Source organism: Vulcaniibacterium gelatinicum (genome assembly GCF_008033445.1).
In the GTDB taxonomy this organism is placed as follows: domain Bacteria; phylum Pseudomonadota; class Gammaproteobacteria; order Xanthomonadales; family Xanthomonadaceae; genus Vulcaniibacterium_B; species Vulcaniibacterium_B gelatinicum.
Genome location: NZ_VNKO01000011.1, coordinates 1 through 18,868 on the forward strand (window position 1 = coordinate 1; position 18,868 = coordinate 18,868).

Consider the following 18,868-nt stretch of genomic DNA (forward strand, 5'->3'; position numbering starts at 1 on the left):
GGCCGGCCGCGCCACGACAGGGCGGCAGCGGCGCACGCGCGGCGGTGGCGCGCGCGGCCCCGGTCCAGGTCGGCGGCCTGGGCTGGCCGGTCGCCGGCAGCCTGCTCGCCGGCTACGGCGGCCGCCTGCCCGACGGCCGCCCCAGCCAGGGCGTGCTGATCGCGGCCGATGCCGGCACGCCGGTCAAGGCCGTGGCCGACGGCCGGGTGGTGTTCGCCGACTGGATGAACGGCTACGGCCTGATCCTGATCCTGGACCACGGCGGCGGCACCATGAGCCTGTACGCCCACAACGACGCCCTGCTGCGCGACGTGGGCGACACGGTGCGGCGCGGCGAGGCGGTGGCCACGGTCGGCAACTCCGGCGCCCAGGGCCGGCCGGCGCTGTACTTCGAATTGCGCCGCAACGGCCGCCCGGTGGATCCCGGCGGCTGGCTGCAGCGGCGCTGAAGACGCGGCGGCGCGGTGCGCACCCGGTGCGCGCGGGCACGCATAATCGCAGCAATCCCCCGTCTCGTCGCGGCCGCGCCCGTCCGGAGTTCCATGTGATGTCCCGTATCCGTCTGCCGTTGCTGTTCTGCCTGGGCCTGGCGCTCGCCGGCGCGCCCGCGCTGGCGCAGGAGCGGGCCGCCGGGGTCGCGCCGGCCGACGATCCCGACGCGGTCGAGAACGCCCCGGCGAAGGTGCCGCTGGCCGAGATCCAGCGTTTCGTGAGCGTGTTCAACGCGATCCGCCAGGCCTACGTGGATCCGGTCGAGGACCGCGCCCTGATGCAGTCGGCGATCGAGGGTCTGCTGCTCGACCTCGACCCGCACAGCGCCTATCTCGAGCGCGCCGACGCCGAGGACTTCGACGAGGCCACCCGCGGCGCCTACGACGGCATCGGCGTGGAGCTGGTGCAGTTGCCCGACCGCACGCTGAAGATCGTCGCGCCGATCGACGACACCCCTGCCGCGCGCGCGGGGCTCAAGCCGGGCGATGTGATCGTGGCCATCGACGGCAAGCCGATCGGCCCCGACAACGATCTCGGTTCCGAACCGCTGCGCGGCCCGTCCGGAAGCAAGGTGGTGCTCACCATCCGGCGCGAAGGGCGCGAGGCGCCGTTCGACGTCGCCCTGGTGCGCGAGACGATCCGCATCACCAGCGTGCGCAGCCGCCTGCTCGAACCCGGCTACGGCTACGTCCGGATCAGCACCTTCCAGGCCGACACCGGCGCCGACTTCGCGCGCGCGCTCGACAGCCTGCAGGAGCGCGGCCGCCTGCGCGGCCTGGTGATCGACCTGCGCAGCAATCCCGGCGGGCTGCTGACCACCGCGGTGCAGGTGGCCGACGAGCTGCTCGAGCGCGGCGGGATCGTGAGCACCCGCGGCCGGGTCGCGGTCAGCGACGCCGAATTCCGCGCCACCCCCGGCGACAAGCTGCGCGGCGCGCCGGTGGTGGTGCTGGTGGACGCCGGCTCGGCGAGCGCCGCGGAAGTGCTGGCCGGCGCGCTGCGCGACAACGGCCGCGCGCGCATCGTCGGCAGCCGCACCTTCGGCAAGGGCTCGGTGCAGACCCTGCTGCCGCTCGACAACGGCGACTCGGTCAAGCTCACCACCGCGCGTTACTACACGCCCAACGGCATCTCGATCCAGGCGCGCGGGATCGAGCCCGACGTGGTCCTGCGCGCCGATCCGAAGGCGCGCAACGGCGGCCGGCCCGACGTCACCGAGGCGATGCTGCCGCGCCACCTGCGCGGCGACGGCGAAGGGGCGGCTGCGCACGTCCCGGGCGAGGTGCTCGAGGGCGAGGCGCCGATCGCCGAGGCGCTGGCCGAACTGAAGAAGCTGGCCGCGGCCGCGGACGCCCCGCGCCGCGGCTGAGCCGCTACGGCGTCTCCACCCGCACCCGCTTGTGCCGCCCGGCGGCGCCGCCGCGGATCGTCACCGCGGATCTGGCGCAGCCGAAGTGGCGTGCGACCAGCGCGATCAGCTCCGCGTTCGCGCGGCCGTCCACCGGCGGGGCCTTCAGCGTCGCCCGCCAGGGGCCGTGTGCGGCGGGCACGAGCGCGCTCACCGGCGCGTTCGGCCGGACCTTGACCTCGATGACGACGGTGGGCATCGGCGGCGCGCGGGTCAGCGCGGCTTGGCCGGCATCGGGAACGGGGTGACCACTTTCTCGCCGGTGGCCGCGTCGCGGATCGCCGACTGGCCCTTCTTCTCCACTTCCTCGATCCGCACGATGCTCTGCATCGGCAGGTGCAGGCTGCGGGTGCCGGCGAACTCGTCCCGCAGGCGTTCCTCGGTCGGATCGATCACCACGCCCGCGTGCACGTCGAACACCAGGTCGGCGACCTCGGTGAAACCCCACAGTGCGCTCGAGCCCACCCGCCCGGCGTACAGCTCGTAGATCCGGCCGGCATTGAGGAAGGTGACCTTGTACAGCGTCTTGGCCATGTGCGACGGAAGGGAGCGGCGGGAAGGACGGCCGGGGAGCCTGCAGCGGCGATGGTGGGGCCGGCGCGGCGGCTTCTCAAGCGCGGCCGGTCACAACCCGCGCTGGCGCCGCAGCCGGCGCGCGATCGCCGGACGCGCCAGCAGCGCGAACACCACCCCGAACACGAATCCGGCCAGGTGCGCGGCCCAGGCGACCGCGCCGAAGTTCGGCCCGATGTACACGAACACCAGCTGCAGCAGCGCCCACACCCCGATCAGCAGCGAGGCCGGCGCGCGCACGAACTCCAGGAACAGCCCCAGCGGCAGCACCAGCCCGAGCCGTGCGCGCGGGAACAGTGCGAGATAGGCGCCGATTACCGCCGAGACCGCGCCGCTGGCGCCGATGATCAGCCGGTCCGGCGCGCCGATGGCCAGCGCCGCGGCCAGGTTGGCGGCCATCCCGCCGAGCAGGAACAGGGCCAGGAACCGCCATGCGCCCATCGCCTTCTCCGCCGACAGGCCGAAGAGCAGCAGGAACACCAGGTTGCCGAGTAGGTGCGCCCAGCCGGCGTGCAGGAACAGGGCGCTGAGCAGGCGCAGCACGCGGCCCTCGGCGATCCAGGCCTGCCAGGTGTCGGGGCCGCCGGAGAGCGCGCCCCAGGTGAGCAGCAGCGCGCGCTGGTGCGCGTCGGTGCGGGTGCTGGCCCACACGAACGCGCCCCACAGCAGCGCGAGCAGCAGCGGCGTGGCCCAGCGCAGGCTCGGCCGGGCGCGGGGAGGCAGGGCGACGAACATGCGCCCAGCCTAGCGGCTTCCGTGACCAGCGGCGGTTGTTAGCGTCCGGTTAAGGTCCGTATAGTGCGTACGGTGTCGTACGTCGGGCCAGGCTCGGGTGCGGCCCGTCCCAGCGTCCAAGGATCATTCGGAGAACGACATTCCCATGCAGAACCAGAATTTCGCGCGCGTGAGCGCGCTGGCCCTCGGCATCGCCGGTGTCCTGGCCCTGGGCCAGGCGCAGGCAGCGGGCTTCCAGCTGAAGGAGAACAGCGTCAAGGCGATGGGCCGCGCCTTCGCGGGCTCGGCCGCGGTCGGCGGCGACGCTTCGGTGGTGGCGAACAATCCCGCCGCGATGGGCCAGTTCGAGCAGAACACGGTCCAGGCCGACGTCACCGTGGTGGATGTGGACGCCACCTTCAGCGGCGGCGGCACCGACGCCTTCGGCAATCCGCTCACCGGCGGCAACGGCGGCAACGCGGGCGATGTGACCCCGATCCCGGCGATGTCGGCGATCTTCCCGCTCGGCGATACCGGTCTGACCTTCGGCGCCATGGTCAGCGCGCCGTTCGGGCTGAAGACCGAGTACGACCCGGGCTGGGTCGGCCGCTACCACGCGCTCAAGTCCGAAGTGAAGACGGTGGACCTCACCCTCTCGCTCGCGCTCGACGTCACCGATCGCTTCTCGGTCGGCCTGGGCCTGGTCTATGAGCGCGCCGAGGCCGAGCTGACCAAGGCAGTGGACTTCGGCACCGCGATCTGCGCCAACCCGAGCAGCGCCGCGCTGTGCGTCGCGTTCCCGACCGTGTACGGCCCGCAGCGCAATGACGGCTTCGCCGGGATCAAGGGCGACGACACCGGCATGGGCTGGCTGGCCGGCGTGCACTGGCGCCCGACCGACCGCCTGACCATCGGCTATTCGCACCGTTCCGAGATCGACCACGAGCTCGAGGGCGCCGCCGACTTCGAGGTGCCGGCGGCGGTGCGTTCGGTGTTCAACGCCAATCCGTTCCCGCCCGCGCGCAACGTGTTCACCGACACCCAGGGCCGCGCCAAGCTCACCACCCCGAGCATTGACACGCTCAGCGTCGCCTACGCCTTCACCGACCGCTTCACGCTGATGGGGGATGTCGTCCGCACCGACTGGCATTCGCTGCAGTCGGTGGTGATCGAGTTCGACAACCCGGTGCAGCCGGATTCGGTCGAGGCCTTCGAGTGGGAGGACACCTTCTTCTACTCGCTCGGCGGCGAGTGGGCGTTCAGCGACGCCTTCACCTTCCGCTTCGGCCTGGCCTACGACGAGACCCCGACCAACGACGAGCACCGCACTCCGCGCCTGCCCGACGCGAACCGCAAGTGGCTCTCGCTCGGCCTGACCTGGAACGCGACCGACGCGCTCGAGCTCAATGCCGGTTACGTCCGGATTGATGCCGACCATCCGACCATCAACGATCCCGAGAACAGCAGCGGCGCCCATCTCGTGGGCCGGTACGACTCGGAGGTGAACCTGTTCGGCGTGTCCGCGCAGTACCGGTTCTGACCGGAGCGATCCCCGGAAACACGAAAGCCCCGCCTTGCGCGGGGCTTTTCGTTGGGTGGCATGCACCGTTCGCCGCGGCGGCGCTCAGTCGCCCAGGGTCAGCAGCGAGGCGTTGCCGCCGGCGGCGGTGGTGTTGATGGTCACCGTCTTCTCGGTGGCAAAGCGCGGCAGGTAGTGCGGGCCGCCGGCCTTGGGGCCGGTGCCGGACAGGCCCTGGCCGCCGAACGGCTGCACCCCGACCACCGCGCCGATCTGGTTGCGGTTGACGTAGACGTTGCCGACCTTGGCCCGCGCCACGATCCGGGCGATGGTCGAGTCAATGCGCGAGTGGATGCCGAGGGTCAGGCCGTAGCCGGTGGCGTTGATCGCATCCACCACCGCGTCGAGCTGGTCGCCCTTCCAGCGGATCACGTGCAGCGCCGGGCCGAAGTTCTCGCGGGTGAGGCGGTCGAGCGAGTCCAGCTCCCACGCGGCGGGGGCGAAGAAGGTGCCGTGGCGGGTGCTCTCGTCGAGCGGGGCGCGGGCGATCAGCCTGGCCTCCCGGGCCATGCGCGCGGCATGCGCCTCGAGCAGCGCCAGCGCGTCGGCGTCAATCACCGGGCCGACGTCGGTGGACAGCAGGCCCGGGTCGCCGACCTTCAGCTCGGCCATCGCCCCGGCCAGCATCGCGATCACCTTGTCGGCGATGTCCTCCTGCACGAACAGCACGCGCGCGGCCGAGCAGCGTTGGCCGGCGGAGGTGAAGGCCGAGGCCAGCGCGTCCTTGACCAGCTGCTCCGGCAGCGCCGAGGAGTCGGCGATCAGCGCGTTCTGGCCGCCGGTCTCGGCGATCAGCACCCCGATCGCGGCCTCGCGCGCGGCCAGCGCGCGGTTGATCGCGCGCGCGGTCTCGGTCGAGCCGGTGAAGGCCACGCCCGCCACGCGCGGATCGCGGGTGAGCGCGGCGCCGACGGTGGCGCCGTCGCCGGGCAGGAACTGCAGCACCGCCTCCGGCACGCCGGCCTCGTGCAGCAGCTTCACCGCGTAGTAGCCGGTGAGGTTGGTCTGCTCGGCCGGCTTGGCGATCACGCTGTTGCCGGCGGCGAGCGCGGCCGCGACCTGGCCGGTGAAGATCGCGAGCGGAAAGTTCCAGGGCGAGATGCACACGAACACGCCGCGCCCGGAGAGCTGCAGCTCGTTCGACTCGCCGGTGGGGCCGGGCAGCGGCTCGGGCTTGAACAGCGCCCGCGCCTGGCCGGCGTAGTAGCGCAGGAAGTCCACCGCCTCGCGCACCTCGGCCACGCCGTCGGCGATGGTCTTGCCGGCCTCCTTGGTGCACAGCGCGATGAACTGCGGCATGCGCGCCTCGAGCAGCCCGGCGGCGTGCTCCAGGATCGCCGCGCGCGAGGCCGCGGGGGTGGCGTTCCAGGCGTCGAACGCGGCGGCCGCGTTGTGCAGCGCGCGCTCGACGGTGTCGCCGTCGGCGGGCCGCCAGTGGCCCACGGTCTCGCGGCGGTCGGCGGGGTTGGTGACCGCGATCTCCGCGCCGGACGCGGCCGCGCCCGGCACCAGCGGCGCGGCGCGCCACGGGCCGGCGGCCGCGGCGTTGACCTGCGCGGCGAGGGAACGGAGCTGGTCGTCGTTGGCGAGGTTCACGCCCATGGAATTGGTCCTGTCGAGGCCGAAGCTGCGGTAGAGGTCCGCCGGCAGCGGGATGCGCGGGTGCGGGATGGAATCGAACGCGGACACGGTCTCGACCGGGTCGCGCACCAGGTCTTCCACCGCGATGTCCTCGTCGGTGATGCGGTTGACGAAGCTGGAGTTGGCGCCGTTCTCGAGCAGGCGCCGCACCAGGTACGGCAGCAGGTCCTCGTGCGAGCCCACCGGCGCGTACACGCGGCAGGGCACGTCCAGGCGGTCGGACGGGATCACCTCGGCATACAGGTCGTCGCCCATGCCGTGCAGCTTCTGGAATTCGTACGCCTGCCCGCGCGCGAGGTGGTGGATCGCCGCGATCGTGTGCGCGTTGTGGGTGGCGAACATCGGGTACAGCGCGTCGGGCGCGGCGAGCATGCGTCGCGCGCAGGCGAGGTAGGACACGTCGGTGTTCGGCTTGCGCGTGAACACCGGGTAGCCGGCCTGGCCCTCGACCTGGGCGCGCTTGATCTCGCTGTCCCAGTACGCGCCCTTCACCAGCCGCACCGGGATCCGGCGGCCGCTGCGGCGGGCCAGGGCGGTCAGGAAGTCGAGCACGTACGGCGCGCGCTTCTGGTAGGCCTGCACGGCCAGGCCGTAGCCCTCCCAGCCTTCCAGCGACGGGTCGGCGTAGGCGCCGGCGACCACCTCCAGCGACAGCTCGAGCCGGTCGGCCTCCTCGGCATCCACGGTGAAGCCGATGCCGTAGGACTTCGCCAGTTGCGCCAGCTCCAGCACGCGCGGGGTGAGCTCGGCCAGCACCCGCGCGCGCTTGGCGTGCTCGTAGCGCGGATGCAGCGCGGACAGCTTGACCGAGATCGAGGGCGCGGCGAACACGTCGGCGGGGCGCGCGCCGACGCTGCGGCCGATGGCGTGGATCGCGGCGCGGTAGGCCTCGAGGTAGCGCTGCGCGTCCTTCGCGGTCAGCGCGCCCTCGCCGAGCATGTCGAAGGAGTAGCGGAAGCGGGCGTTGTCGCCCTTGCGCGAGCGCGCCAGGGCTTCCTCGATGGTCCGCCCCATCACGAACTGGTGGCCCATGATCCGCATCGCCTGGCGCACCGCGAGCCGCACCACCGGCTCGCCGACCCGGCCGAGCAGGCGCCGGAACGCGCCGTACACGTCGCGGCGGGTGTCCTCGGCCAGCTCCACCAGGTGTCCGGTGAGCATCAGGCCCCAGGTCGAGGCGTTGACCAGCAGCGAGTCGGACTGGCCGACGTGCCGCTTCCAGTCGGCCTCGCCGAGCTTGTCGCGGATCAGCCGGTCGGCGGTGTCCTCGTCGGGGATGCGCAGCAGCGCCTCGGCCACGCACATCAGCAGCACGCCTTCCTCGCTGCCGAGGTCGTACTGGCGCATGAAGGCCTCGATCGCGCCCTGGTCCCGGGCCCGCGCGCGCACCCGCCGCACCAGGTCGGCGGCGGTGGCCTGGACCGCGCGGCGCTCGGCCTCGGGCAGGCGCGCGGCCGCGAGCAGCTCGCGCACGTGCGCGGTCTCGTCGCGGACCCAGGCGGCGGTGATCGCCGCGCGCAGCGGATCGGGCGCGGGCGGCAGCTCGGGGGAGAGGATCGGCGCGAGGCCGGTGGCGCCGGCGGCCGCCGGCGGAACGGAGGGGTCGGCAGTCATCGGGCCCGTGGGGAATGCGCCGTGGCGAGCCGCATAGTGTAGCGGCCGGCCCGGAGGCGGGCAGCGTCGGCTTGCTCCCGGGGGCGGGCGGCGGCTACCATTTCGCGGTTTCCGCGCCCTGTGGGACGCGGGTTTCGGCATGATCGAAGTGGTCTCGCCAGCGTCCGGATCCGGCGCGCGGTTCACGCTGCGGCCGCCGCGGGCGCTGACGGCCCGCCAGTTCGTCGGCCTGTTCGCCGCCCTCGCGGGGGCGATGTGGCTGGTGGCCCTGCTCGGATGGTGGGGCGGCAATGCGTTCGCCCCGGCGTTCGCGCTGTTCGACAGCGCGCTGGTGGCGGTGGCCTTGCGCTGGCTCTGGCGCCAGGGCCAGCGTGCCGAGACCGTCGTGTTCACGCAGGACGCGGTGGAGGTCTGGCGAGCGGGCCAGGCCCGGCCCGTCTTCCGCGCCCACCCCTACTGGGTGCGGCTGGAAGGCGGCGACGAGGCCGATCCCGTGTGCCTGGCCAGCAGCGGCCGCCGCTGCGAGGTCGGCGCCTTCCTCGGACCGGACGAGCGCCGGCAGCTGCGGCATTCCCTGCGCGCGCTGCTGGCGGCCTGCCACTAACCGTTGGATTTCACGCAATCGGGGCTCGGAGTGATGAAAGCCTGGTTCGACAAGTGGGGCGCAAGGCACGGGGGCATGGCCCTCGCCCTGGCGATGGCGCCGGCGACGGCCGCGATGGCGCAGGCCGCCGATCCCGAGCGCTGGCAGCTCAACATGGGCCGCGGCGTCACCCAGAGCGCGCAGATGGCCTACGACGCGCACATGATCGCGCTGTGGGTCTGCGTCGTGATCGGCGTGATCGTGTTCGGCGCGATGGCGGTGGCGATGTTCCGCTTCCGCAAGTCGAAGGGCGCCGTGCCCGACACCCGCTTCACCCACAGCACCCGGCTCGAGATCGTCTGGACCCTGGTGCCGGTGATCCTGCTGGTGGCGATGGCCTGGCCGGCCACCGCCAAACTGATCGCCATGTACGACACCCGCAACGCCGAGATGACGGTGAAGGTCACCGGCTACCAGTGGATGTGGAAGTACGAGTACCTCGGCGAGGGCGTGGAGTTCACCAGCCGCCTGGCGCGCGAGAGCGACGCGCTGCGCCAGAGCGGCAAGGTGCCGGACGCCGCGAGCCATCCGCACTACCTGCTCGAGGTGGACAACGAGCTGGTGCTGCCGGTGGACACCAAGATCCGCTTCGTGATCACCGCCGACGACGTGATCCACGCCTGGTGGGTGCCGGCGCTGGGCTGGAAGCAGGACGCGATCCCGGGCTTCATCAACGAGGCATGGACCGAGATCCGCACCCCGGGCCTCTACCGTGGCCAGTGCGCCGAGCTGTGCGGCAAGGACCACGGCTTCATGCCGATCGTGGTCAAGGCGGTGCCGAAGGCCGAGTTCGCGCAGTGGCTGGCGGCGAAGAAGGCCGAGCAGGCCCCGGCCGAGAGTGCGCCCGCCCCGGCCGCGCTCGCCGCCGACGCCGCGCCTGCCGCGGCCCAGGGCGACGCCGGAACCGCGCCGGCCGCCCCGGCCGCGGACGCCGCGCCCACGTCCGAACCCGCCGAGCCCGCGGCCCGCTGACGCGGACCGCACTCGTCACGCACCGTCTCATACCGAGGTAGGCCATGGCCACGCATTCCGCCGCCGACCACCACGACGCCCACGACCACAAGCCGGGTTTCGTCGAGCGCTGGTTCTTCTCGACCAACCACAAGGACATCGGCACGCTGTACCTGGTGTTCAGCTTCCTGATGTTCATCGTCGGCGCGGCCTTCTCGGTCGTGATCCGCGCCGAGCTGGCCACGCCGGGCCTGCAGTACGTGGACCCGATGTTCTTCAATTCCATGACCACGATGCATGCGCTGGTCATGATCTTCGGCGGCGTGATGCCGGCCTTCGTCGGCCTGGCCAACTGGATGGTCCCGCTGCAGATCGGCGCGCCGGACATGGCGCTGCCGCGCATGAACAACTGGTCGTTCTGGATCCTGCCGTTCGCGTTCGCGCTGCTGCTGCTGACCTTCTTCCTCCCGGGCGGCGCCCCGGCCGCGGGCTGGACCCTGTACCCGCCGCTGTCGCTGCAGGGCGGCGCCAACGTCGCGTTCGCGATCTTCGCCATCCACATGATGGGCATCAGCTCGATCATGGGCGCGATCAACGTCATCGCCACCATCCTCAACATGCGCGCCCCGGGTGTGGACCTGCTGAAGATGCCGATCTTCTGCTGGGCGTGGCTGATCACCGCGTTCCTGCTGATCGCGGTGATGCCGGTGCTGGCCGGCGCGGTGACCATGCTGCTGACCGACAAGTTCTTCGGCACCACCTTCTTCAGCGCGGCCGGCGGCGGCGACCCGGTGATGTTCCAGCACATCTTCTGGTTCTTCGGCCACCCCGAGGTCTACATCATGATCCTGCCGGCGTTCGGCGTGGTCTCGGAGATCATCCCGACCTTCGCCCGCAAGCCGCTGTTCGGCTACCAGGCCATGGTGTACGCGATCGCCGCGATCGCCTTCCTGTCGTTCATCGTGTGGGCGCACCACATGTTCACCGTCGGCATGCCGCTCGGTGGCGAGATCTACTTCATGTTCGCCACCATGCTGATCGCGGTGCCGACCGGGGTGAAGGTGTTCAACTGGGTCACCACCATGTGGCGCGGCGCGCTGACCTTCGAGACGCCGATGCTGTGGGCGATCGCGTTCGTGATCCTGTTCACCATCGGCGGCTTCTCCGGCCTGATGCTGGCGATCGTGCCGGCCGACTTCCAGTACCACGACACCTACTTCGTGGTCGCCCACTTCCACTACGTGCTGGTGACCGGCGCGCTGTTCTCGATCATCGCCGCGGTGTACTACTGGTGGCCGAAGTGGACCGGGCGCATGTACAGCGAGAAGCTGGCCAAGTTCCACTTCTGGTGGAGCGTGGTGTTCGTCAACCTGCTGTTCTTCCCGCAGCACTTCCTCGGCCTGGCCGGCATGCCGCGCCGGATCCCGGACTACAACGTGGTGTTCGCGGACTGGAACTGGATCAGTTCGATCGGCGCGTTCGGCATGTTCGTCACCCCGTTCATGATGGCCTATGTGCTGTGGCACTCGCTCAAGTACGGCGAGAAGGCCGGGGCACGGGCCTGGGAGGGCGCGCGCGGCCTGGAGTGGACGGTGCCCTCGCCGGCCCCGCACCACACCTTCACCACCCCGCCGGTGATCAAGGACGGCGATCTCGCCCACGGCGACTTCGCCCACCTGGACTACGACTGAGCGCGGACGCATCTGCACCATGCGCGAATCCCTGCCCCCGCTGACCGAGGCCCAGGCCGCCGCCCGCCGCAAGGCGGTGCGCCGCACGGCCTGGCTCGTGGCGCTGGCGGCGCTGGCGATCTACGCGCTGTTCCTCTGGCGCGGAGTGAGCGGGGCATGAACCGGGCCGGCCTGGGCATCGGCAAGCTGGTCGGCGTGGCCGTGCTGGCGTTCGGCTTCAGCTTCGCGCTGGTGCCGCTGTACCGCATCGCCTGCGAGAAGGTGTTCGGCATCCGCCTGGAGCGCGGCCCGGCCGAGGACGAGGCGCGCGCGGCCGCGCCGGCCTCGCGCACGGTCACGGTGCTGTTCGACGGTGCCGTGAACTCGAAGCTGCCGTGGGAGTTCGAGCCGCGCCAGGCGAGCATGCAGGTGCGCGTGGGCGAGCCGTACGAGGCCGTGTACTACGCGCGCAACGTCAGCGACCGCGCCATCGTCGGCAATGCGGTGCCCTCGGTGGCGCCGGCACGGGCCTCGGCGTACTTCAGCAAGACCGAGTGCTTCTGCTTCACCGCGCAGACCCTGCGGCCCGGCGAGGGCCGGGAGATGCCGGTGCGCTTCATCGTCGACCGCGACCTGCCGGCCGACGTGCACACCGTGACCCTGAGCTACACCTTCTTCAAGAACGAGGCGCAGACCGCGCAGCTCGCCGCGCCCGCCGAGCGGGCCGCGGCGGGGGCGCCGCACGCCGCACCGTAACCCCGGATTCGAACGACGGAAGACCGCCATGGCCCAAGCCCACCACGACGCCAACGTCTATTACGTGCCGCACGGCAGCAAGTGGCCGGTGCTGGCCTCGATCGCGCTGTTCGTGACCATGGTCGGCCTGGCCAGCTGGCTCAGCGGCTTTGGCGGCGGCAAGGTCGCGTTCTTCGTCGGCCTGGCCGGCCTGGCCGCGGTGCTGTTCCGCTGGTTCGGCGACGTGATCCGCGAGTCGCTGGCCGGGTTCTACAACCGCCAGGTGGACATCTCCTTCCGCATGGGGATGATGTGGTTCATCTTCTCCGAGGTGATGTTCTTCGCCGCGTTCTTCGGCGCGCTGTTCTACGCGCGCCAGTTCGCGCTGCCGTGGCTGAGCGGCGAGGGCGACGGCATGGCCACGCACACGCTGCTGTGGCAGGGCTTCAGCGGCGGCTGGCCGACCAATGGGCCGGCGGAGATCGGCGGCAGCTTCCAGACCATCCCGGCCTGGGGCATCCCGCTGCTCAACACCCTGATCCTGCTGTCCTCGGGCGTGACCGTGACCATCGCGCACCATGCGCTCAAGGCCGGCCAGCGCACCAGGCTGCTGGTGTTCCTGGGCCTGACCGTGGCTCTGGGCGCGCTGTTCCTGTTCTTCCAGGCCGAGGAGTACATCGAGGCCTACCGCGAGCTCAACCTGACCCTCGGCTCGGGCATCTACGGCTCGACCTTCTTCATGCTCACCGGGTTCCACGGCGCGCACGTGACGCTCGGCACGATCATGCTGGCGATCATCTGGCTGCGCTGCGCCAAGGGCCACTTCAGCAGGAACGACCACTTCGCGTTCGAGGCGGTGGCCTGGTACTGGCACTTCGTGGACGTGGTGTGGCTGGGCCTGTTCATGTTCGTGTACGTGCTTTGAGCCGCGTCCACATCCGGACGGATCCCGCCCAGAAGGAAACGGGCCGGCAATGCCGGCCCGTTGCGTGTCCGGACTTCGCCGGACTCAAGCGGGGTTGCGGCCGATGCCGTGCGGGGTGACCCAGCCCATGTACATGGCCAGGATCAGCAGCAGGATCAGCGCCACCGACAGGGCGATGCGGCGGGTGAGCGCGTTGACGGTGCGCTTGGTTTCGCCACGGTCGGTGAGCATGTAGTACAGGCCGGCGCCGAGATTCCACAGGATCAGGATGAGGAAGCCGACGATCACCAGGGTCTTGAGCGAGTCGTTCATGGCGGGTTCCTCGTCGCCGCGCGCCTGCGCGATGCCGGCATTATCGCAGCCGGCGGGGAAGACCGCGTGAGCCGGCGCGGCACGCTGCTGGCCGGCTGGGCGTTGGCGCTGGGCGCGATCGCGCTGTTCTGCACGCTCGGCCTGTGGCAGGCCGGACGCCGGCAGGAGAAGCAGGCGATGCTCGAGGCCGTGCAGCGTGTGCTCGAGGCGCGCCGCGCGCAACCGCTGGCGGTCGCCGCCGATCCGGCGCGCGTGCGCGGCTACGATTGGGCGGCCGGGGTCGGGCGCTTCGCGCCGGGGCCGGCGGTGCTGCTGGACAACCAGCAACGCGGCGGCCGGGTCGGCGTGCGCGCGTACCGGGTGTTCGTGCCGACGGACGGGACGACGCCGCTGCTGGTCGAACTGGGCTGGCTGCCGCTGCCCGGCGACCGCACGCTGCCGGCGGTGCCGACGCCGCAGGGACCGTGGCGGCTGGAAGGGCTGGTGCTGCCGCCGCCGTCGGCGGGGCTGGTGCGCGCCGAAGCCACGCGCCGGTCCGGCGATGCGCTGCTCGCGGTCGCGCTCGATCCGTTGCAACTGGCCGCACCGCTCGGCCAGCGCGCGCTGGCGCCGCGCGTGCTGCGGCCCGACCCGGATCTCCCGCTCGGCTACGCGCGTGACCTGGACGTGCTGCCGAACACGCTGCCGCCGGAACGCCATCTCGGCTATGCGCTGCAGTGGTTCGCGCTCGCCGCCGCCACCCTGATCGTCGCCCTCGTGCTCACCTTCCGCGGACGCAAGCCATGAACGTTCCCGTCCCTCCCGACCTGCGCCGCCGCAACCGCGGCATGCTGATCGCGCTGGCCGCGCTGTTCTTCGGCGCGCTGATCCTCGCCGGCGTGCTGCGTTTCACCGGCTGGCGCCCGCAGGGCTCGGTCAACAAGGGCGAGCTGCTGCAGCCCTATGGCGACCTGCGCGAAGTGACGCCGCGCCTGGCCGACGGCGGCGACTATGGCTGGAGCCCGGTCGCGCGCACCTGGCGCATCGCCGCTTGGGCGCCGGGCTGCGACGGGGCACGCGCGGCGGACTGCGCGCGGTTGCTCGGGCAGCTCGACACCGTGTGGCGGCTCGCCGGCAAGGACGCCGACCGCGTGCACCTGCTGTGGATCGGCGCGCTGCCGGCGCAGGGTCCGCGCCCGCGCTCGCTGCGGGTGCTGGTGCCGACGCCGGCGCTGCGCGCCGGGCTGCCGCGCGCGGACGACCCCCGCGGCGCGGTGGTGTACCTGATCGACCCGAACGGGTTCGTGGTTCTGCGCTACGCTCCCGGCTTCGACCCGGGCGACCTGCGCGCGGACCTGGCCCGACTGCTCAAGCTCAAGTGATGAACACGCCCGCCACGCCCGCCGCCCACAAGCCCGCTGTCCACAAACACTTCCACCGCATCGCCTGGCTCGCGGTCGCGCTCGCCCTGGGCGTGATCGTGTTCGGCGCGTTCGTGCGCCTGTCCAACGCCGGCCTGAGCTGTCCCGACTGGCCGACCTGCTACGGCCGCGCCACCTGGCCGCAGGCCGCGCACGAGGCCGCCGACCACGCCGCCACCGCGATCCGCCCGGTCGAGCCGCACAAGGCCTGGCGCGAACAGGTGCACCGGCACCTCGCCGCCACCCTCGGCACGCTGGTGTTCGCGCTCGCGCTGCTGGCGGTGCGCCGGCGCCGCTTCGGCATCGCCTCGGTGCTGCTGGCGAGCGGCGCGATCGCCGCCGCGATCGGCGCGTACATGGCCGGACATCCCGGCGTGGCCTCGCTGCTCGCCGCCGCCGGCAGCGGCCTGCTGCTGGTGCAGGCTGCGCGCTGGTCGAACGCCGACCTGGCCCGGATCTCCACCCTGCTGCTGGCGGTGATCGTCGGCCAGGCCCTGCTCGGCATGTGGACCGTGACCTGGCTGCTCAAGCCGATCGTGGTGATGGCGCACCTGCTCGGCGGCCTGCTCACCTTCGCCCTGCTGACCTGGACCGCGTGGCGCGCCACCGGGCTGCCGATCCGCCTGGCCGAGGCGGGCGCGCTGCGCCGCTGGCTGTGGCTCGGCCTGGCGGTGCTCGCGCTGCAGATCGCGCTCGGCGGCTGGGTCAGCGCCAACTACGCTGCGCTCGCCTGCGGCACCGATTTTCCGAAGTGCGTGGGCCAATGGTGGCCGCCCGCCGACTTCGGCGAGGGCTTCGTGCTCTGGCGCGGGATCGGCGTGGACTACGAGGGCGGGATCCTCGACGGCGCCTCGCGGATCGCGATCCAGCTCGCGCACCGGATGATGGCGGTGGTGGTGGCCGCGTACCTGCTGTGGCTGGCGGTGAGGTTGCTGCGCACGCCCGGCATGCGCGGCTGGGGCACGCTGCTCGGCCTGCTGCTGCTCACGCAGCTGGGCCTGGGCATCGCCAACGTCAGGCTCGGCCTGCCGCTGTGGGTGGCGGTGCTGCACAACGCCGGCGCGGCGCTGCTGCTGTTCGTGCTGGTCTCGCTGCTCGCGCGGGTGCGCGCGCCGGACGCCTGAGGATGGCCGGATCCGTCGCCGCGCAGTACTGGGCGCTGACCAAGCCGCGCGTGGTCGCGCTGATCGTGTTCACCGCGCTGGTGGGCATGTTCCTGTCGGTGCCGGGGCTGCCGCCGCTGCGGCAGACCGTGTTCGGCCTGCTCGGGATCTGGCTGGCGGCGTCCTCGGCCGCGGCCATCAACCACCTCATTGACCAGCGCATTGACCGGGTGATGAGCCGCACCGCGCACCGGCCGCTGCCGAGCGGGGCGCTGAACCCCTCGCAGGTGCTGGCGTTCGCGGTGCTGCTCGGCGCGGCCTCGATGGCGATCCTGGTCGCGCTGGTCAATCCGCTCACCGCCGCGCTCACCTTCGCCTCGCTGATCGGCTATGCGATCGTCTACACCGGCTTCCTCAAGCGCGCCACGCCGCAGAACATCGTGATCGGCGGCATCGCCGGCGCGGCGCCGCCGCTGCTCGGCTGGTCGGCGATCACCGGCATGCAGGACCCGTGGGGCTGGGCGCACGCGCTGCTGCTGGTGCTGATCATCTTCGTCTGGACCCCGCCGCACTTCTGGGCGCTGGCGATCTTCCGCCGCGAGGACTACGCCAGGGCGATGGTGCCGATGCTGCCGGTCACCCACGGCGTGACCTACACGCGCTGGCAGATCCTGCTGTACACCGTGCTGCTGGTCGCGGTGACCATGCTGCCGCGCGCGGTGGGCATGAGCGGCAATTTCTACCTCGGCGGCGCGCTGGTGCTGGGCGCGGTGTTCCTATGGTACGCTTGGCGCCTGCTCGATCCGCCGGACGAATTCTTCGCCATGCGCGTGTTCCACTACTCGGTGGTGTACCTGATGGCGCTGTTCGCGTTCCTGCTGCTCGACCACTGGCTGATGCCGTGGCTGCAGCCGGCGCCGGCGGTGGAGTTCGCGCCGGCGGGGTGAACCCCGGCGCGGCACGGACGGCCCGCAGCAGGCGGGCCGTCTCGTCACACGGGCGTGGACTCATTCACCGGCGCCAAGCAGGTGCTGCTGCCAGAACAGCATCATCGCCGCGGTGAAGTAGTCGTTGTTGCTCTTCTTGCGGAAGCCGTGGCCCTCGTCGGCGAACAGCAGGTACCACACCGGCTGGCCGGCGGCGCGCACCGCCTTGACGATCTGCTCGGCCTCGGTCCAGGGCACGCGCGGGTCGTTGCGGCCCTGGGCCACGAACAGGCGCGAGCGGATCTTCGAGGCGTTGTTGAGCGGCGAGATCTGCTCGAACAGGGCGCGCATCGCCGGGTCGCGTTCGTCGCCGTACTCGGCGCGGCGCAGGTCGCGGCGGTAGCTTTCGGTGTTCTGCAGGAAGGTGCCGAAGTGGGAGATGCCGACTACGTCCACGCCGGCGCGGATGCGCTCGCCGTAGTGCACGAGCGAAGCCAGCACCATGTAGCCGCCGTAGCTGCCGCCGTACACGCCCACGCGCGAGGCGTCGAGCTCGGGCCGCCTGCCGATCCAGTCCAGCAGGGCGCCGATGTCGCGCACCGAGTCCTCGCGCTTGTCGGCGTTGTCGAGCGCGAGGTAGGTCTTGCCGTAGCCGCTGGAGCCGCGCACGTTCGGCACCAGCACCGCCACGCCGAGTTCGTTGACCAGGAACTGGATGGTGGGATTGAAGGCCGGCAGGGCCTGGCTCTCGGGGCCGCCGTGGATGCTGATCACCACCGGCAGCCTGCGGCCCTTCGGCAGGTGCGCGGGGCGGTAGTAGAACGCGGGGATGGTGCGGCGCTTGCCGCCGACGCGGTCGAAGGTGGGGTAGCGGACCAGGCTCGGGCTGACGAACCGCGCCGGGTCCAGGCCGCCGGTCTCGCTGCGGGTCCATTGCGTGAGCTGGGCGCGGGCCAGGTCGAGCACGTACACGTCGCTGGGCGAGGTGGCGGTGTTGAGGGCGAGCGCCAGGCGCGCGCCGTCGGGCGAGAACGCCAGGCCGCCGATCACGCCCAGCGGCAGCGCCGGCAGTGTCAGTTCGCGGTGCCCGGGCAGGGCCAGCACGTGCAGCTTGCCGATGCCGTCCTCGTTGGTGACGTAGGCCAGGTGGCGGCCGTCGTCGGCGATGACGAAGCCCTCCACGTCCCACGGGATGTGCGCGCTGAGCACCTCGAGCGTGCCGGTGGCCGGGTCGTGGCGGCGCAGGGTGCGGAACTCCTGCGGCTTGCCGTCCACCGGTTCGTCGGAGACGTAGTACACGGCGCGGCCGTCGGGAGCGAAGCGGAAGTCGCCGAACGCGGCCTTGCCGCCTTCGACCGGGAACAGGCGCAGCTCGCCGCTGTCGAGGTCCACCACGCCCGGATACGACTCGGCGGCGGAGACGTACTTCATCACCAGCAGGCGCTTGCCGTCCGGCGAGAAGTCCTGCGCGCTCCAGCTGCCGCCGGCGGTGACCACCGCGCGCGCCTGGCCGCTGGCGAGGTCGCGCACCCACACGTCGGTGTCGGTGCCGTTGCGGGCGGTGCTGCTGTAGGCGAGCAGGCGGCCGTCGCGCGAGAACAGCGGGTTGCGGTTCTGGGTGCGCTGGCCGTCGGTGAGCCGGTCCACCTGGCGGGTGTCGAGGTCGAACCAGTACAGCTGCGAGAACTCGTCGCCGCCCTGATCCTTGCCGAACACGAAGCCGTCGCGGCCGGAAGCCGCCGGCGCCGGCAGCAGGCTGCCCAGCGGTTCGGGGTAGAAGGTGAGCTGTTCGCGCATGCCCAGCGGCTGGCACACGCGGTGCGCCTGCGCGGTTTCGGCGAAGCGGGTGGAGACGAGCAGGCAGCCGTCCGCGGTCCAGCCGGCCAGGGCCGCGCCACGGGTGTTCAGGTAGCGCTCGAGCCGTTCCAGCAGCTCGGGCGGGATCGGCGGGATGTCCTCGGTGATCCGGTTGCCCTGCTCTTGGCGCACGACGGCGGGTGCGTCCGCGCCCTGGGCGAACGCGGCCGGGGCGAGGGCGAGGAGGGCGAAGGCGAGCAGGCAGGTGCGGGCTGTGGGCATGGGAACGCTCCCCGGGTGGACGACCGAGCTTAGCCTGCAGACCGGGAGGGGCCAGTAGCCGAAGGTCATGCAGCCCCGGTTCATGCACGAGGGGGCGTGGGCC

17 protein-coding genes and 2 pseudogenes are annotated in these 18,868 nt (G+C 71.9%); 13 read left to right on the top strand and 6 right to left on the bottom strand.

Annotated elements, in window-relative coordinates; translation table 11 throughout:
* Together FPV26_RS07785 and FPV26_RS07790 are read left to right on the top strand one after the other, a co-directional pair.
* A partial coding sequence (locus tag FPV26_RS07785; protein ID WP_147653317.1) for a murein hydrolase activator EnvC family protein occupies positions 1-449 on the top strand: 449 nt, incomplete at its 5' end.
* A 98-nt stretch (positions 450-547) separates the two neighbouring features.
* Positions 548-2,014, top strand: a pseudogene (locus FPV26_RS07790) (S41 family peptidase); the annotation flags it as partial.
* Here the strand turns inward: FPV26_RS07790 and FPV26_RS07795 are convergent.
* The 3 genes and pseudogenes from FPV26_RS07795 to FPV26_RS07805 form a co-directional block, all read right to left on the bottom strand.
* Positions 1,935-2,099: pseudogene (locus tag FPV26_RS07795) on the bottom strand (DUF167 domain-containing protein); the annotation flags it as partial. The pseudogenes FPV26_RS07790 and FPV26_RS07795 overlap by 80 nt on opposite strands.
* A gap of 14 nt (positions 2,100-2,113) precedes the next feature.
* Positions 2,114-2,434, bottom strand: a complete 321-nt coding sequence (locus FPV26_RS07800; protein WP_147653319.1) for a DUF1820 family protein — start codon at positions 2,432-2,434, stop codon at positions 2,114-2,116.
* A gap of 90 nt (positions 2,435-2,524) precedes the next feature.
* Positions 2,525-3,208: a rhomboid family intramembrane serine protease gene (locus FPV26_RS07805; protein WP_147653320.1), complete on the bottom strand. Its 684-nt coding sequence runs from the start codon at positions 3,206-3,208 to the stop codon at positions 2,525-2,527.
* A gap of 145 nt (positions 3,209-3,353) precedes the next feature.
* Here FPV26_RS07805 and FPV26_RS07810 point away from each other — a divergent pair, with 145 nt between their 5' ends.
* Positions 3,354-4,727: an OmpP1/FadL family transporter gene (locus FPV26_RS07810; protein WP_147653321.1), complete on the top strand. Its 1,374-nt coding sequence runs from the start codon at positions 3,354-3,356 to the stop codon at positions 4,725-4,727.
* Positions 4,728-4,811: 84 nt separating this feature from the next.
* On the opposite strand, the gene putA is transcribed toward FPV26_RS07810, so the two are convergent.
* Positions 4,812-8,021 carry a bifunctional proline dehydrogenase/L-glutamate gamma-semialdehyde dehydrogenase PutA gene (gene putA, locus FPV26_RS07815; RefSeq protein ID WP_147653322.1) on the bottom strand — a complete coding sequence of 1,070 codons (3,210 nt, stop codon included), beginning with the start codon at positions 8,019-8,021 and terminating at the stop codon, positions 4,812-4,814.
* 139 nt (positions 8,022-8,160) lie between these two features.
* Between putA and FPV26_RS07820 the strand changes: the two genes are divergently transcribed.
* Genes FPV26_RS07820 through FPV26_RS07840 form a run of 6 tightly spaced genes read left to right on the top strand, consistent with a single transcriptional unit; the run spans position 8,161 to position 12,945 of the window.
* On the top strand, positions 8,161-8,625 hold the full coding sequence (locus tag FPV26_RS07820; RefSeq protein ID WP_147653323.1) for a DUF2244 domain-containing protein: 465 nt from the start codon (positions 8,161-8,163) through the stop codon (positions 8,623-8,625).
* 33 nt (positions 8,626-8,658) lie between these two features.
* On the top strand, positions 8,659-9,636 hold the full coding sequence (gene coxB, locus FPV26_RS07825) for a cytochrome c oxidase subunit II (protein WP_147653324.1): 978 nt from the start codon (positions 8,659-8,661) through the stop codon (positions 9,634-9,636).
* A gap of 44 nt (positions 9,637-9,680) precedes the next feature.
* Positions 9,681-11,306 carry a cytochrome c oxidase subunit I gene (gene ctaD / locus FPV26_RS07830; protein WP_147653325.1) on the top strand — a complete coding sequence of 542 codons (1,626 nt, stop codon included), beginning with the start codon at positions 9,681-9,683 and terminating at the stop codon, positions 11,304-11,306.
* Positions 11,307-11,325: 19 nt separating this feature from the next.
* Positions 11,326-11,466, top strand: a complete 141-nt coding sequence (locus tag FPV26_RS12640; RefSeq protein WP_181952594.1) for a hypothetical protein — start codon at positions 11,326-11,328, stop codon at positions 11,464-11,466.
* Positions 11,463-12,041: a cytochrome c oxidase assembly protein gene (locus FPV26_RS07835; protein WP_147653326.1), complete on the top strand. Its 579-nt coding sequence runs from the start codon at positions 11,463-11,465 to the stop codon at positions 12,039-12,041. The genes FPV26_RS12640 and FPV26_RS07835 overlap by 4 nt, the downstream gene beginning before the upstream one ends.
* 28 nt (positions 12,042-12,069) lie before the next feature.
* Complete coding sequence (locus tag FPV26_RS07840) at positions 12,070-12,945, top strand: cytochrome c oxidase subunit 3 (protein ID WP_147653327.1); 876 nt, start codon at positions 12,070-12,072, stop codon at positions 12,943-12,945.
* Between the two features lie 84 nt (positions 12,946-13,029).
* Here the strand turns inward: FPV26_RS07840 and FPV26_RS07845 are convergent, their stop codons facing one another.
* Positions 13,030-13,257 (bottom strand): twin transmembrane helix small protein, encoded by a 228-nt coding sequence (locus tag FPV26_RS07845; protein WP_147653328.1) that lies wholly within the window; start codon positions 13,255-13,257, stop codon positions 13,030-13,032.
* Positions 13,258-13,323: 66 nt separating this feature from the next.
* Between FPV26_RS07845 and FPV26_RS07850 the strand changes: the two genes are divergently transcribed.
* The 4 genes from FPV26_RS07850 to cyoE are packed head-to-tail and all read left to right on the top strand — an operon-like array spanning position 13,324 to position 16,707.
* Positions 13,324-14,043, top strand: a complete 720-nt coding sequence (locus FPV26_RS07850) for an SURF1 family protein (RefSeq protein WP_147653329.1) — start codon at positions 13,324-13,326, stop codon at positions 14,041-14,043.
* A complete protein-coding gene (locus FPV26_RS07855) occupies positions 14,040-14,618 on the top strand; it encodes a thioredoxin domain-containing protein (RefSeq protein WP_147653330.1) in 579 nt (192 codons plus the stop codon). The genes FPV26_RS07850 and FPV26_RS07855 overlap by 4 nt, the downstream gene beginning before the upstream one ends.
* Positions 14,618-15,781 (top strand): COX15/CtaA family protein, encoded by a 1,164-nt coding sequence (locus tag FPV26_RS07860; protein WP_147653331.1) that lies wholly within the window; start codon positions 14,618-14,620, stop codon positions 15,779-15,781. The genes FPV26_RS07855 and FPV26_RS07860 overlap by 1 nt, the downstream gene beginning before the upstream one ends.
* A gap of 2 nt (positions 15,782-15,783) precedes the next feature.
* A complete protein-coding gene (gene cyoE / locus FPV26_RS07865; protein ID WP_147653332.1) occupies positions 15,784-16,707 on the top strand; it encodes a heme o synthase in 924 nt (307 codons plus the stop codon).
* A gap of 60 nt (positions 16,708-16,767) precedes the next feature.
* On the opposite strand, the gene FPV26_RS07870 is transcribed toward cyoE, so the two are convergent.
* On the bottom strand, positions 16,768-18,765 hold the full coding sequence (locus tag FPV26_RS07870; RefSeq protein ID WP_147653333.1) for a S9 family peptidase: 1,998 nt from the start codon (positions 18,763-18,765) through the stop codon (positions 16,768-16,770).
* Positions 18,766-18,868: the final 103 nt, after the last annotated feature.

Excerpts from the sequence above, each read along its gene's own strand:
- FPV26_RS07860 (WP_147653331.1), top strand. The coding sequence starts at position 14,618 with ATGAACACGCCCGCCACGCCCGCCGCCCACAAGCCCGCTGTCCACAAA.
- FPV26_RS07800 (WP_147653319.1), bottom strand. The coding sequence starts at position 2,434 with ATGGCCAAGACGCTGTACAAGGTCACCTTCCTCAATGCCGGCCGGATC.
- FPV26_RS07810 (WP_147653321.1), top strand. The coding sequence starts at position 3,354 with ATGCAGAACCAGAATTTCGCGCGCGTGAGCGCGCTGGCCCTCGGCATC.
- FPV26_RS07845 (WP_147653328.1), bottom strand. The coding sequence starts at position 13,257 with ATGAACGACTCGCTCAAGACCCTGGTGATCGTCGGCTTCCTCATCCTG.
- ctaD (WP_147653325.1), top strand. The coding sequence starts at position 9,681 with ATGGCCACGCATTCCGCCGCCGACCACCACGACGCCCACGACCACAAG.
- FPV26_RS07835 (WP_147653326.1), top strand. The coding sequence starts at position 11,463 with ATGAACCGGGCCGGCCTGGGCATCGGCAAGCTGGTCGGCGTGGCCGTG.
- FPV26_RS07840 (WP_147653327.1), top strand. The coding sequence starts at position 12,070 with ATGGCCCAAGCCCACCACGACGCCAACGTCTATTACGTGCCGCACGGC.
- FPV26_RS12640 (WP_181952594.1), top strand. The coding sequence starts at position 11,326 with ATGCGCGAATCCCTGCCCCCGCTGACCGAGGCCCAGGCCGCCGCCCGC.
- FPV26_RS07855 (WP_147653330.1), top strand. The coding sequence starts at position 14,040 with ATGAACGTTCCCGTCCCTCCCGACCTGCGCCGCCGCAACCGCGGCATG.
- FPV26_RS07805 (WP_147653320.1), bottom strand. The coding sequence starts at position 3,208 with ATGTTCGTCGCCCTGCCTCCCCGCGCCCGGCCGAGCCTGCGCTGGGCC.
- cyoE (WP_147653332.1), top strand. The coding sequence starts at position 15,784 with ATGGCCGGATCCGTCGCCGCGCAGTACTGGGCGCTGACCAAGCCGCGC.
- putA (WP_147653322.1), bottom strand. The coding sequence starts at position 8,021 with ATGACTGCCGACCCCTCCGTTCCGCCGGCGGCCGCCGGCGCCACCGGC.
- FPV26_RS07870 (WP_147653333.1), bottom strand. The coding sequence starts at position 18,765 with ATGCCCACAGCCCGCACCTGCCTGCTCGCCTTCGCCCTCCTCGCCCTC.
- coxB (WP_147653324.1), top strand. The coding sequence starts at position 8,659 with ATGAAAGCCTGGTTCGACAAGTGGGGCGCAAGGCACGGGGGCATGGCC.
- FPV26_RS07820 (WP_147653323.1), top strand. The coding sequence starts at position 8,161 with ATGATCGAAGTGGTCTCGCCAGCGTCCGGATCCGGCGCGCGGTTCACG.